The following is a 13057-nucleotide window of genomic DNA, read 5'->3' on the forward strand; positions in this document are numbered from 1 at the left end:
CGGCGCTGGGCGAACTGGTGTCGTTGGGACGGGTGAATGCGGACAGCTTTGCGGGGCTGCGCGCATTGCTTGCGCCGGCGGCGCGACGCAACGCGTTCGGGCGGCGGCCACGGCGCGGGGGAATGTTTATTGGCGGAATGGACGATGCCGGGCGCTGGGCGCTCTTGCAACGCACGGACGGTGCGCAGAAGACGGAGGCACTCGACCATATTGCGATGACCCTGCTGCGCCGATACGGCGTCGTCTTCTGGCGTCTGCTCGACCGTGAGGCCGACTGGCTGCCGCCGTGGCGCGACCTGCTGCGGGTGTTCCACCGCCTGGAAGCGCGCGGCGAGATTCGCGGCGGCCGTTTTGTCGCCGGCTTGTCGGGTGAACAATTTGCATTGCCCGAGGCCGTGCCGCTTCTGCGCGACATGCGCAACCGTCCCGCCGATGGCAGCCTGATCGCCATCAGCGCGGTCGATCCGCTGAATCTCGCGGGAACGTTATTGCCGGGCGAGAAAGTCCCCGCCATTCCGGGTAATCGCGTGCTTTATCGTGATGGCGTGCCGGTGGGCGCCGTTATTGCCGGGAAAACGCGCTTTCTGACAGAACTCGATCACGAATCGCAAGAACGCGTTCGATGGCATCTCGTCCGGCGCAGTTTCGATCGGATGCCGGTTTTATCGGGATCTTGATTCGATTCGGTTTTTAAAGCCTGCAGCGCGCGCTGCAGCCTGCTTTTGCGTGACTTTCGATTCCACGTTCGTCATCCCGCCGTTTTAAACGCGCGCTAAAGTTTTACAGCCGAAAGCCGATAATAAGTGCGGAGTTACCGGGTAATCATCCTGAACGAAAGGAAACATCCGGTAATCAGCTTTATTTCAAAACTGTTGCCGGTCCGGTATATAAAGTCAGCCAGGTTAATAAAAAAGGCAGAGTAAAGCGATGCCACTGATCCTCAAGTTCGACAGCGCCGATTTCGCGGAAAACGATGCCGAGGAAATCTGGCGCGAGGGACTCGACGCCATGTTCGAGATCCAGCGCCCGAAGACGCCGGTCACTCCGTTCAGGGCCAGCCAGGAAAGCTGGACGCTAGGCGGCATGCTGCTCACGTCTCACATCACGCACGGTGAAGTCGCGTTCCAGCGCACGAAGCGCAAGATCGCGACCTCGGGCGTGGACCATTACCTGGTTCATTGCCTGCTCGACGGCAGGTTGTTGTCCACGTTCGGCCGCGATACGCATGAAGTCTCGCTCGGCTCCGTGGTCGTGCGCGACCTGGCGGTCGAAAACATAGGCATCAGCCGCGATGCGCCCATGCTGACGCTGATGATTCCGCGCCAGGCAATCGACCGGCGCACCGGCGGACTGCTGCGGATGCATGGTTTGTCATGGGAAGCCACCGACCCGATCGGACGGCTGGTTGCATCGCACGTGCGCAGTCTCGCGAACGTGGCTGCATCGATGGACGACGAAGAATCGAGCGTCGCCGGCGAAGCCACGCTCGATTTCCTGGCCGCGTGCGTACTGCGCCGCGCCGAGCGCCGCGAGGAGTCCGGCGACCCACGCCTCACGCCCATGGTCCGGGCGCAGGCGCTCAGTTACATAGAAGGCAATCTCGCCGATCCCGATCTCGGTCCGGCGCGCTTGCGGGACACATTGAAGGTATCGCGTACGGCGTTGTACGCGCTCTTCGAGCCGATGGGCGGCGTGGCCGACTACGTGCGCGCGCGCCGGCTCGATGAAGCCATGCGCCGCCTCGAATCGCCGATGCACACCCGCGATCTGATTGGCGCCATCGCCTGTGCGGTCGGCTTCATGAGCGAATCGACGTTCAATCGCGCTTTCAAGGAACGGTTTGGCTGCACGCCGACGGAAGCGCGCGCAAGGTGTTTTGCCAGCGGCGTCACGAGCATCCGCACGTCGGCGAATGCGCGACGCAGGCGCGACGCGCAAGACGCTCGCAGCATCGGCGCAGAAACGGCCGCGCTCGTGCGCGAACTGCGCGCGTGAACGAAGCGAAGTCGAAAGCAAAGGCATTTGTAGGCATGTACTGAAGGTCGCAAACGGAATGGGTGGAAAAGGCGGACGCAATGAGAGGGCGGTGCAGTAGGCCGCGTGCATCATTCATTGCTGAAACTGGTGGGGTCGTGTGTGTGAGAGAAAGGGGCGCTGCGGCAACGGGGGTTTCCGCAGCGTTTCCTTGAAGTGTTATCCAGTGTTCTGCGAGGCATCGTGCATTTCGCAGGCCGGGCGAAGCCAGACCCTTCGTGCATGCCGGCTGCGGATATGAAGTCAAAACAAAGAAAAGATCCGGGAAAATCCAATGTGGTTGCTTGCCTTCTTCCAGGCTGATTCCGCCCTTGGGCGGTTCATGAAGATCAGCATATTCGCCGTGGCTATCGCCATGCTGTTTGCCGGGCTCGTGCTCGCGCCGCAGACCGACGTTGCGGTCGCGGTATCGTTGCTCGTGCTGGCGGTTCTCTGGGTGCATGGCTATATGGACGACCGGCGCGAGTCGCCGGTGTCGTCGCCGTGCGTCGCCGAAATCCGCGAGGACGAACGCCGTATCCGCGTGCTTGGCGGCGGCGTCGATCTGATGTTGCGGCTGGCTTCGCGCACACTGAACGTGAACCGGGTATCGAAGGAATTCATTTCCAGCGATGCTCCAGGCGAGTTCCAGCGCCTGCGTTCGGGCAGCTTCGACTGGCCGGTCAAGGTCGTGGCGAAGGAACGCGTCACGCGCGATGAAAAACCGCAAACGCCGAAGTTCGTAGCATCGAAAGAAGAGATGATGCGCTGGAACGATTTCGCGCCGGCAGCGGCGGCAGAAACAATATCGAGCGGACATGCCGCGCGATACACGAAAGCGGACGCCGTTGCCGATCAGGAACTCGCGATCTACTGGACCCATCCCGGACACGGCGAGCGTTTGCTGTTCACGGTCTTCGGCCCGGCGGCCCATTACGAAGCGATGGAACGCGCATTCTCCACGTTCTCTGCGTGGATCGACGAGGAAGAGGAGGCGCGGCTCGCCATCGAACGGCGTCAGGAAGTCGAGCAATGGCAGCGCGAATGGGAAGTGAACCGGCTTGCCGAAGAATCCGAGCAAGCGCGGCAAAGGGGCGATACCGGCATCGAAGAAGCAATTGCCCCTGTGCTTGCGAATGTGGCCATACCATCGGCATCGCGCCGCTGGTGAACTGAATCAGCGTTCCAGCGACAACGCCGCGGCGACCGCCGCCGACAACCGCGCGATCGAGAAGGGCTTGCGCAACAGCGAAATGTTGGTGCCCATCGCGGCATCGAGCGCCGAGCTGTCCGCGTAGCCGCTGGCAAACACAATCGGCATGGCATAGCCTTTCTCACGCGCGAGTTTCGCCACTGCCGCGCCGTCGAGATGCGGCATCGCGAAATCGAGCACCAGCAAGTCGGGCTGTGCTTCGGCCATCATGTGCAGCGCCGCGCGCCCGCTCGCCGCGGACTCGACCCGATACCCCAGCGACACCAGCGTGTCGACCATGAACGCGCGAACATCCGGGTCATCATCGACTACGAGGATGCGCGGCGCGCCGGCGTTGCTGGCCTGGACGATCAGCGCCGCCGATGGGTCTGGCGCCGCCTGCGCTTCAGGCGAACGGCGCAGGAACAGCGACACGCGCGTGCCGCGCGGACTGCTGTCAATACGCGCATGGCCGCCCGCTTGCCGGCAGATCCCGTACACCTGCGCCAGTCCGAGCCCCGTACCCGCGCCGACTTCCTTGGTCGTGAAAAACGGTTCGAAGGCGCGCGCGGCGACATCGGCGGGCATGCCCGTGCCGGTGTCGGCCACGCTCAGTTCCACGTAGTCGCCATCGGCCAGATCGGCGTCGTCCGTGATCGTCTTCGAAACCGTCCCGATGCGCAGCAAGCCGCCCGACGGCATGGCGTCACGGGCGTTGATCGCGAGGTTGAGAAGCGCGAGCTCGAGCTGCGTTGCGTCCGCGATGACAAGCGCATGATCGTCGGTGAGTTCCAGCCTCAGATCGACCGATGGACCCAGCGTGCGATCGAAAAGATCCGCCATGCCGTGCACGAGCTGCGCGAGCGCAACCGCTTTCAGTTCGAGCTTCTGCGAGCGCGAAAACGCCAGCAGTTGCGCGGTCAGCTTCGCGCCGCGGCTCACCGCGCGCATGGCATTGTCGGTCCAGCGAAGCACGCGCTCGGAATCGGCCGGCACGCGTTTCACCAGTTCGAGATTGCCGTGAATGGCTTGCAGCAGGTTGTTGAAGTCGTGCGCAAGACCGCCCGTCAACTGTCCGACCGCTTCCATTTTCTGCGCCTGGTGCAACCGCGCTTCCATCTGCCGCTGCTGGGACAAGTCGGAGATCACGCCGCAAATCAGGCGGTCGCGGTCCCGTTCGGCATCGAGCGCCTTGAAGCTGCAATACACCGGCGTTTCGCCGCTCGCTGACAACACCGTGAGTTCGTCGCGAGCGGTGCCGGTTGCACTTTCCTGCAGCAATTCGACAAGCCGTACGTGTTGTCCTTCAAGCACAAACGCGCTGAAGGCATGGCCGACCACATGCTCCACTTCGCGGTCGAGCAACTGCACGGCGCGTTCGTTGGCGTAGAGGATCGTGCCGTCGCCGGAAAGCATGACCGCGCCTTCCTGCATCTGCTCTACCAGCACACGATACGGCCGGTCCGCACTTTCGAGCGTATAGATTCGCCTGTCCTCGTCGCTGCCGACGACCACCGCATCCACCGCGCCGCTGCGGATGGCGTCGAGCGTGTCTTCCGCTTCGCGCAGCCGCTCGCGCAGTTCTTCTATGGACGCAGTGTCCAGTGACGATACAACGGGTGGGTCGCGGAATTGATCGGGCATGCGCGTCAAGGTTTGATGGAAGCGCTCTCGGGCGCGGGGGGCGCGGCGCCAGCGGTGTCTAATGCATTCAGGCCAAGCGCGGCGAGCACCTTGTTCGAGTCCGACAAGTCGCCGATCACCCGGCGCAGCGGTCCGGGATTGAGCTTCACCAGCGTCGGCGCGGCGATGATCTGCGCGGCGATGGCCGCTTCGGGATGCACATAGATATCGATGACTTCAAGCTCGAAACGTCCCGCCGCGTAGACCTCGAGCAAACGCCTGGCATTCTCCACGGCGCGCGTGGAGCGGTGCGTGTTCCCCGTGACGTAAAGGCGCAACACAAGCTGGGCCGATGGCGGCCCTGTCGACGAAAGTCCGCTGTCCGCGCCGGCAGGACTTGCGTTCATGAGCGGATCCCCGGACGAAGGTCGAGGCCGACGAGCACGCGTTCAGTATCGGAGAGATCGCCGATGACTTTTTTGAGCGGCGACGGCAAATGTCGCACGACCGTGGGAATGGCGAGGATCTGATCGGCAGCGGCGAGTTGCGGATTCACGCGCAAATCGATGACTTCGATGGAAAATTTCCCGGCCAGATGCGTTGCGCACAATGCGCGCAGGTTGCGGATTGCGGCGAGCGATTTCGGCGTTTCCCCGGCCACGTACAGGCGCAACAGGTAAGGCTCGTCGTTTGGTAACGGTTCGTGGTCGGTCATTGCTTTGACTGCCTGACCCGCGCCATGTCTGCGCGATCGGCATCGCGGGTGCGATCGCGTTCGTCGCGCTGCGTAATCAGCGCCTCGAGTTCCGCCGCTTCGGCTTCCAGCGTCGATTGCAGTTCGGCAACCTGCAGTTCCACCACTTTGCGGCGTCGCGCGAGTTCACGCACTTTTTGCTGCACGGCTTCTTCCCGCGCGGCGATTTCATCGCGTTCCTGAACTTGCTGCGCAAGCCGCGCTGAACCGGTCAGCACGCCCCGCGCTCCTACATAGGCCGGCACCATGGCGATTCCTTCGTTGCTGATCTTGTATTCGCGAACCTGGTTGGAGTGATCCATGCCGCGCGATTTCAGCACGTACACGAGCCGGTTGCGCTCGCCATTCGTTTCCACATGCGACAACGAGATCCATGTGTCCATCAGCGACGAAATGCTGCGGTCGTTGACGCTCGACGCCTGATCGGTGCTTGTCAAACTGGTAAAAATTGCAGTGATTCCGTGCGCCTTGAGCAGGTCGACGAGTCGCAGCAGCGTCGCGTGCACTTCCGCGTCGACGCCGCGCAACGCGGAAATCGGATCGACGACCACGGCGGTCGGCTTGAACAATTCGATGTCCCGCGCCATTCGCGCAAGATGCATTTCCAGCCCGAAGAAACTCGGACGCGCCGATTCGATCCGCAGGGACTTCCCCAGGTACTGCGCAAGATCCAAGCCCACGGAATGCATGTTGCGCACGATCTGCTCGGGCGACTCCTCGAAGGCGAACCAGAGGGTGCGCTCACCGAGCGCGCAGCGCGCTTCCACGAACTTGGCGGCGAAAGTGGTCTTGCCGGTGCCGGCGAGCCCCGAAACCAGCACGCTCGAACCCACGAAATAGCCGCCCGCGCCCAGCATGCCGTCCAGGTCGTCGATGCCCGTGGAAGGGGTTTCGTTCGACGTGACGTGCGACAGGCCCGCCGATGTGATGGGCAGCACGCTGATGCCGGTGGTATCGATGAGGAAGGGGTATTCGTTCGTTCCATGCGCCGAACCGCGATATTTGACGATTCTCAGGCGTCGCGTGCTGACCTGGTTTTCGACGCGGTTATCGAGCAGGATCACGCAGTCGGAAACATATTCCTCGATGCCATGGCGCGTGAGCTGCCCCGGGCCGCCCGCGCCGCGTTCGGCCGTCACGATTGCGGTGACATCGCGCTCCTTCAGCCAGTCGAACAACCGCCGCAACTCCGCGCGCAGCAGAACGGGATTCGGGAAACTCGCGAACAGCGCTTCGAGCGTGTCGAGCACCACGCGCTTGGCGTTCACGCTCCGGATGGCGTAATCGAGGCGCACGAACAGGCCTTCGAGGTCGTAATCGCCGGTTTCCTCGATGACCGTCGGGTCGATCTTCACGTGATCGATGGCAAGTTTTTTTTGCTCGATCAGGGCGTTCACGTCGTATCCGAGCGACGCGACGTTGGCCGCCAGGTCCTCCGCCGATTCCTCGAAACTGACCAGCACGCCGTGTTCACCGTACTTGAGAACGCCTTCGGCCAGGAAGGTCATTGCAAAAAGCGTCTTGCCGCAACCGGCTGCGCCGCACATCAGGGTGGGACGGCCGTGAGGCAAGCCGCCAAGGGTCACGTCGTCGAAACCCGAAATGCCCGTGGGCGACTTGGAAAGGACTGCTCCGGTCATTGGTCTTCTTCGTATGAGATTGAGTGCGGAAACATCAATGATTTTTACCTTGGTGGTACTCGCAAAACGGTCAGATTGGCCCGACATGTTGTATCGTGCAGCACATGGTAATGTCGATTTTTCCGGAAACCCGAAGCCAAATTTTGAACCCCATGCAGCTCTTTATTACCTTAACGCGCGTCCATGAGTGATCGCGACGAAGATATCGCCCGCGACGTAGCTGCGGTGGCGCGCATCGGCGCAGTGCCATCCATGCTGAGCGTAATCTGTAAAAACACCGGTCTCGGATTCGCGGCGGTCGCGCGCGTCACCGAAGGAACCTGGACCGCGTGCGCCGTTCACGACACGATTCAATTCGGTCTCGTGGCGGGCGGCCAGCTCGACGTTCACACCACGCTTTGCAGCGAGTCGAGGGCTCTGCGCGCCCCGATCACGGTCGACCACGCGAGCACCGATCCGCTCTACCAGAACCACCATACGCCGCGTATCTATAACATCGAAAGTTATATCTCGGTGCCGATCATCCTGCCGAATGGTGAATATTTTGGCAACCTTTGTGCGATCGATCCGCGTCCGGCGGTGGTGTCGGACACCCGTACGCTCACCATGTTCACGCTCTTCGCCGAGCTGATTGCATTGCAACTCGAGAGCGAAAAAGAGCGTTCGGCGACCGAAGCCGCGCTTCTCGACGAACGCGCGACCGCAGAGTTACGCGAGCAGTTCATCGCAGTGCTTGGTCACGATCTGCGCAACCCGCTGGCGGCTGTTGGCGCGACCGCAGAGTTGCTGGCGCGCCGTGACGACCCGGCTATTGTGTCGCTGGGGACGCGCCTGCGGGCAACGACCAAACGCATGTCGCGGCTGATCGACGACGTCCTCGACTTCGCGCGAGGTCGGCTTGGCGGCGGACTGGGCGTGACGCTGTCTCCTGCCAGTGACATGTCCGATGCGCTTGCCGATGTCGTCGCGGAATTGCGCACGGCGAACCCCGGGCGCATTGTGCTGGAACATATCGACGTGGATGGCAGTATCGATTGCGACCGGGGCCGCGTGCAGCAGTTGTTGTCGAACCTGCTTGCCAACGCGCTGACTCATGGCGCGCCGGAACAGCCGGTGCACGTCGATGCTGCAATTCATACCGACGATCTGGTCATCAGCGTTGCAAACGGGGGCCATCCCATTGCGCTCGACGAACTCGCAAAGGTTTTCGAGCCGTACTGGCGGTCCTCGACCAGTCAGCCGAGCGGCGGCCTAGGCTTAGGGCTATACATCTGTTCGCAGATCGTCAAGGCACACGGCGGGACGCTTTCGGTGAGTTCGTCAACAGATGCGGGGACGCGTTTTGTCGCGCGGATTCCTGTGAAGTGCGCCGGATAAGGTTTTCCAGAGGCACCGTTTTTGCTGAATCCCTCCTGCTGCGCTGACGGACAGTCGCCACCGGCGAACGCGTTCAACGGGAACGGGAGAGCACCATGGATCTTGGTATCAACGGACGTATTGCGCTGATCACCGGCGCAGATTCGGGCATCGGTTTCAGCACCGCCGAGCAATTGCTGGCCGAAGGCGCCCAGGTCGTCATCACCGACAAAAAATCAATCCTCACTCGACGAAGCGGCGCGAAAGCTCGGTCACGGTGTGCGCGCGTTCGCGGCCGACCTGACTGACCCGGCCGCGGTTGCATTGCTAAAAAGGCGCGTGCTCGGCGAAGTGGGCGTGCCGCAGATTCTCGTGAACGCTGCCGGCGTGACGGGGGCGACCGGGATGTTCCACGAGATCGATGAGCAAGGCTGGATCGATACGCTGAATACGGACCTGATGTCGCCGGTGCGCCTGGTGCGCGCTTTTATCGATGAAATGCGGGGGAGCGGGTGGGGGCGGATTGTGTTGCTCGCCTCCGAGGATGCCGTGCAGCCCTATGTGGACGAGCTGCCGTATTGCGCCGCCAAGGCGGGTGTACTGAGCCTCGCGAAAGGGTTGTCGAAAACGTATGCGAAGGAGGGCGTACTTGTGAACGCGGTGTCGCCGGCGTTCATTGCAACGCCCATGACCGACGCGATGATGGACAAGCGCGCAAAGGAAAACGGTAAGAGTTTCGACGACGCCGTCAAAAGTTTCCTCGATGAAGAGCGCCCGTTCATGGAGTTGAAACGGCGCGGGAAAGCGGAGGAGGTGGCGGCGGTTATCGTCTTCCTGTGCTCCGAGCGCGCGAGTTTTGTGAACGGCAGTAATTATCGGGTCGATTCGGGATCGGTGGCGACGATATGAAGCCGCATCGCGCAACTTGCTACTCGGCACAGGGTGATATATGATGTAGATATCATATATGGGGATGATCATGAGCCGAATTCTTGTTGACTTAACCGACATGCAGTTGAGCGATATAACGCAAATTGCTGAAGTGGACAAACGAGCGCGCGCTGCTGTTATTCGCGACGCGCTTGATTCGTACATTGCGCGGCGCAAGCCAGCTCTCGCTACGGACGTTTTCGGCCTATGGGAGAACACGAAAACGGATGGTTTGGCGTACCAAGAGAGGCTGCGGTCCGAATGGTGAACGCTTTATTCGACACTTGCATCCTCATTGACTATCTGAACCGGATCGACGCGGCCAAGACCGAAATGACCCGTTACGAGTCAAGAGCAATCAGCCTGATCACGTGGATGGAAATCATGGTTGGTGCTGCGCCTGACAGTGAGGAAAAGCTTCGTGCGTGGCTCAACACATTTCGTGTCATTGCCATCGACGAAAAGATCGCAGCGCGGGCGGTCGAGCTCCGTCAGAAACATCGTGTGAAACTTCCGGACGCGATCGTTTGGGCATCGGCACAAGCGCATTCGCTGCTGCTAGTCTCACGCAACACGAAAGATTTTTCGCCAGATCAACCTGGTGTGCGCGTGCCCTACGCTCTGTGATGTGAACGTTAATGTGGCTGATGCTGGCCACGTTATTACCAACGACCTGCGCTGCTCACCCTCATCCGGACTCTTCCCCGCACTTCCCCCTCGCATCCATACAAACCCGGATTGTCCCTGTTTAATCGGCGCTGCTATCGTTCGCAAGCGCTTGTGGAAGCGCTTCCACTCCACCGATCTACAGGAGTTTCCGTGGCACCTGACGCATCCGTTATTTCCAGCGATCCGTTTTCCCCACCCGCCGATTCCGCCCTCTGGCGGCGAGATTTCCTCCTCGGCGCCGCGACTGCCTCGTACCAGATCGAAGGCGCCGTTGATGAAGACGGCCGGCTTCCATCGATCTGGGACACGTTTTCCGCCACGCCCGGCAAGGTGCTCGCCGGCGACACCGGCGCAGTGGCATGCGATCACTATCATCGTTGGGAAGCGGACCTCGATCTGCTGTCGGCGCTCAATGTCGACGGCTACAGGCTCTCGATTGCATGGCCGCGCGTGATGGACGAAGCAGGGCAGCCGAACCGGAAGGGCATCGATTTCTACAAGAAGCTGGTCGGGCGCCTGAAAGAGAAGGGGCTCAAGGTCTTCGTCACGCTGTATCACTGGGATTTGCCGCAGTATCTCGAAGATCGCGGCGGCTGGTTGAATCGCGACATTGTTTATCGGTTTGCGGAATACGCGGACTTGATGAGCCGCGAACTCAAGGGCCAGGTCGATGCATGGGCCACGCTCAACGAACCGTGGTGCTCCGCGTTCCTCGGCTACGGCAACGGCCATCATGCGCCGGGCCTGGCCAACGGCCGATACGCATGCCAGGCGATGCATCACTTGCTGCTCGCGCACGGCAAGGCCGTCGAGGTGCTGCGCGCAAACGATCCCGGCTCGCTGAAAGGAATCGTTGCGAACATGGGGAAAAGCTCGGCCGAAACTGACAGCGCTGCCGACAAACACGCCGCACACCTGTTCGAAGTCCAGCACAACGCCTGGGTGCTCGATCCGCTCTTGAAGAAGTCCTATCCGAAAGAACTGTTCGAACTGTGGCCCGGTACTGAACCGCTGGTCCTCGATGGCGACATGGATACCATTGGCGCACCGCTGGATTTCCTTGGCATCAACTACTACTTCCGCAGCAACGTAAAAAGCGATGGCGCGCATGGCTTCACCGAAGTGCCGTTGCAAGGTGTCGAGCGCACGCAAATGGGCTGGGAAGTCTATCCCGATGGACTGCGCGACCTGCTGATCGGATTCCACAAGACCTATCCGTCGTTGCCGCCAATCTACATCACGGAGAACGGCATGGCGTCGGATGACCAGGTGATCGATGGCCAGGTGAACGACGAGCAACGCATCTCGTTCCTGAAACGCCACCTCGCCGCCGTCGACAGCGCGATCAAGGCGGGGGTGGACGTGCGCGGTTATTTCATCTGGTCGCTGATGGATAACTTCGAGTGGGCCTTTGGTTACGAGCGTCGGTTCGGCGTGGTTCATGTGGACTACAAGACGCAGAAGCGCACGTTCAAACGCAGCGCCGAACTCGTCGCGAAGTTCCTCGAGGAGCGTAACGCCCGTGCGTAAGTAATCCTAAGCACAGCATCAATGCAGATTCCGTTGGACCATATGGGCGAGACAGCCCGGAGGAGACTCAATGAACCGCATGAAGAAGTTGGTTGTCAGCGTCATTGCGGCCGTCGCGGCCACGAGCGCGGCGCACGCCGATCCGTTGAAAGCCACCGTGATCCACTGGTGGACGTCAGGTGGCGAATCAGCCGCCATCAAGCAATTCGCCGATGCCTACAACAAGGCCGGCGGCCTGTGGGTTGACAACGCGGTGGCCGGCGCCGACCAGGCGCGCTCGACCGCGCTGAACCGCATCATGGGCGGGGATCCGCCGACGGCCGCCCAGTTCAATACATCAAAGCAATTCCACGACATCATCGATCAAGGCCTGCTGAACAACGTTGACGATGTCGCCGCCAAGGAGAACTGGGACAAGAACTTCCCGCCATCCATCATCGAGAGTATCAAGTCGAACGGTCACTACTACGCGGCGCCCGTCGACATCCATATGCCGGCATGGTTCTTCTACTCGAAGCCGGCGTTCCAGAAGGCCGGCATCACGAAAGAGCCCGCCACGTACGATGAATTCATCGCGGACCTCGACAAGCTGAAAGCAGCCGGCATCATCCCGCTTGCGCTGGGTGGTCAGGCCTGGCAGGAGAAGATCACCTTCGATGCCGTTTTCGCCGATGTCGGCGGCCCTGATCTGTATTTGAAGATCTATCGCGATCGCGATGTCAACGCGGTCAAATCCGATGCCTTCAAGAAAGTGCTGACGCAGTTCAAGCGGCTGCATAACTACATCGATCCGGGTTCGCCGGGACGCAACTGGAACGACGCAACGGCGCTGGTGATCTCGGGCAAGGCCGGTGTCCAGATCATGGGCGACTGGGCGAAGGGCGAGTTCGTCGCGGCGAAACAATCTGCAGGAAAGGACTTCGGCTGCTTCCCGGGCTTCGGTCCGCATTCGCCGTATCTGGTTGCAGGCGATGCATTCGTGTTCCCCAAGACCGACGATGCCAACGCGATCAAGGCGCAAAAGCTGCTTGCGACCGTGATGACATCGCCGGCTGCGCAGGTTGCGTTCAGCGCGAAGAAGGGATCGATTCCGATCCGTTCCGACATCGATGATTCGAGTCTCGACATGTGCGCAAAGATGGGTATCGCGATCATGAAGGACAAGTCGCGGCAACTGCCGAATCCAGAAATGCTGACGCCGCCGGATATCAATGGCGCGTTGCAGGACGTCATCACCAACTTCTGGAACAAGAACCAGTCGGTCGAGGACGCACAAAAGGCCTTCGCCAGCGGGCTGAAGAGCTGATGGCAGACAGGGTGTATGCGCCTGCCAGCAAGGCCCTGCGCGCT

The 13057-nt window shown here is 61.1% G+C and carries 12 protein-coding genes and 1 pseudogene; 9 read left to right on the top strand and 4 right to left on the bottom strand.

What is annotated here, in order from left to right; all coding sequences use genetic code 11:
* The 3 genes and pseudogenes from ACFFAR_RS11670 to ACFFAR_RS11680 form a co-directional block, all read left to right on the top strand.
* Positions 1–677: pseudogene (locus ACFFAR_RS11670) on the top strand (ATP-dependent DNA helicase); the annotation flags it as partial.
* A 250-nt stretch (positions 678–927) separates the two neighbouring features.
* Positions 928–1995: a helix-turn-helix domain-containing protein gene (locus ACFFAR_RS11675; protein ID WP_174362430.1), complete on the top strand. Its 1068-nt coding sequence runs from the start codon at positions 928–930 to the stop codon at positions 1993–1995.
* Between the two features lie 313 nt (positions 1996–2308).
* Positions 2309–3184 (top strand): hypothetical protein, encoded by an 876-nt coding sequence (locus tag ACFFAR_RS11680; protein ID WP_174362431.1) that lies wholly within the window; start codon positions 2309–2311, stop codon positions 3182–3184.
* A 6-nt stretch (positions 3185–3190) separates the two neighbouring features.
* Here ACFFAR_RS11680 and ACFFAR_RS11685 read toward each other — a convergent pair whose 3' ends face one another.
* From ACFFAR_RS11685 to kaiC, 4 genes are read right to left on the bottom strand one after another with little or no spacing between them, the layout of a single operon-like run.
* Entirely contained in the window at positions 3191–4849 is a 1659-nt protein-coding gene (locus tag ACFFAR_RS11685) for a response regulator (RefSeq protein WP_174362432.1), read from the bottom strand.
* A 5-nt stretch (positions 4850–4854) separates the two neighbouring features.
* The gene (locus ACFFAR_RS11690) at positions 4855–5235 is read right to left on the bottom strand and encodes a circadian clock KaiB family protein (RefSeq protein ID WP_174362433.1); all 381 of its coding nucleotides are present in this window, start codon (positions 5233–5235) and stop codon (positions 4855–4857) included.
* The gene (locus tag ACFFAR_RS11695) at positions 5232–5543 is read right to left on the bottom strand and encodes a circadian clock KaiB family protein (protein ID WP_174362434.1); all 312 of its coding nucleotides are present in this window, start codon (positions 5541–5543) and stop codon (positions 5232–5234) included. Before ACFFAR_RS11695 ends, ACFFAR_RS11690 begins: the two co-directional genes overlap by 4 nt.
* Positions 5540–7222, bottom strand: a complete 1683-nt coding sequence (kaiC, locus tag ACFFAR_RS11700) for a circadian clock protein KaiC (RefSeq protein WP_174362435.1) — start codon at positions 7220–7222, stop codon at positions 5540–5542. Before kaiC ends, ACFFAR_RS11695 begins: the two co-directional genes overlap by 4 nt.
* A gap of 183 nt (positions 7223–7405) precedes the next feature.
* On the opposite strand from kaiC, the gene ACFFAR_RS11705 reads away from it, so the two are divergent.
* The 6 genes from ACFFAR_RS11705 to ACFFAR_RS11730 all read left to right on the top strand — a co-directional run bounded on the left by ACFFAR_RS11705 (position 7406) and on the right by ACFFAR_RS11730 (position 13013).
* The gene (locus ACFFAR_RS11705; RefSeq protein WP_062002896.1) at positions 7406–8599 is read left to right on the top strand and encodes a GAF domain-containing sensor histidine kinase; all 1194 of its coding nucleotides are present in this window, start codon (positions 7406–7408) and stop codon (positions 8597–8599) included.
* Positions 8600–8694: 95 nt separating this feature from the next.
* Positions 8695–8886 carry an SDR family NAD(P)-dependent oxidoreductase gene (locus ACFFAR_RS11710; RefSeq protein ID WP_375507911.1) on the top strand — a complete coding sequence of 64 codons (192 nt, stop codon included), beginning with the start codon at positions 8695–8697 and terminating at the stop codon, positions 8884–8886.
* On the top strand, positions 8858–9487 hold the full coding sequence (locus ACFFAR_RS11715; protein WP_375507912.1) for an SDR family NAD(P)-dependent oxidoreductase: 630 nt from the start codon (positions 8858–8860) through the stop codon (positions 9485–9487). Before ACFFAR_RS11710 ends, ACFFAR_RS11715 begins: the two co-directional genes overlap by 29 nt.
* Before the next feature lie 282 nt (positions 9488–9769).
* Positions 9770–10135: a type II toxin-antitoxin system VapC family toxin gene (locus tag ACFFAR_RS11720; protein WP_086382849.1), complete on the top strand. Its 366-nt coding sequence runs from the start codon at positions 9770–9772 to the stop codon at positions 10133–10135.
* 192 nt (positions 10136–10327) lie between these two features.
* Positions 10328–11707 (top strand): GH1 family beta-glucosidase, encoded by a 1380-nt coding sequence (locus ACFFAR_RS11725; protein ID WP_174362436.1) that lies wholly within the window; start codon positions 10328–10330, stop codon positions 11705–11707.
* A gap of 70 nt (positions 11708–11777) precedes the next feature.
* On the top strand, positions 11778–13013 hold the full coding sequence (locus tag ACFFAR_RS11730) for an ABC transporter substrate-binding protein (protein WP_062170761.1): 1236 nt from the start codon (positions 11778–11780) through the stop codon (positions 13011–13013).
* Positions 13014–13057 lie beyond the last annotated feature (44 nt).

The sequence above is a fragment of the uncultured Caballeronia sp. genome, assembly GCF_964243625.1.
In the GTDB taxonomy this organism is placed as follows: domain Bacteria; phylum Pseudomonadota; class Gammaproteobacteria; order Burkholderiales; family Burkholderiaceae; genus Caballeronia.

Coding starts and splice junctions, on each gene's coding strand:
- ACFFAR_RS11695 (WP_174362434.1), bottom strand. CDS start 5,543: ATGACCGACCACGAACCGTTACCAAACGACGAGCCTTACCTGTTGCGC.
- ACFFAR_RS11675 (WP_174362430.1), top strand. CDS start 928: ATGCCACTGATCCTCAAGTTCGACAGCGCCGATTTCGCGGAAAACGAT.
- ACFFAR_RS11690 (WP_174362433.1), bottom strand. CDS start 5,235: ATGAACGCAAGTCCTGCCGGCGCGGACAGCGGACTTTCGTCGACAGGG.
- ACFFAR_RS11730 (WP_062170761.1), top strand. CDS start 11,778: ATGAACCGCATGAAGAAGTTGGTTGTCAGCGTCATTGCGGCCGTCGCG.
- ACFFAR_RS11710 (WP_375507911.1), top strand. CDS start 8,695: ATGGATCTTGGTATCAACGGACGTATTGCGCTGATCACCGGCGCAGAT.
- ACFFAR_RS11680 (WP_174362431.1), top strand. CDS start 2,309: ATGTGGTTGCTTGCCTTCTTCCAGGCTGATTCCGCCCTTGGGCGGTTC.
- ACFFAR_RS11705 (WP_062002896.1), top strand. CDS start 7,406: ATGAGTGATCGCGACGAAGATATCGCCCGCGACGTAGCTGCGGTGGCG.
- kaiC (WP_174362435.1), bottom strand. CDS start 7,222: ATGACCGGAGCAGTCCTTTCCAAGTCGCCCACGGGCATTTCGGGTTTC.
- ACFFAR_RS11685 (WP_174362432.1), bottom strand. CDS start 4,849: ATGCCCGATCAATTCCGCGACCCACCCGTTGTATCGTCACTGGACACT.
- ACFFAR_RS11720 (WP_086382849.1), top strand. CDS start 9,770: ATGGTGAACGCTTTATTCGACACTTGCATCCTCATTGACTATCTGAAC.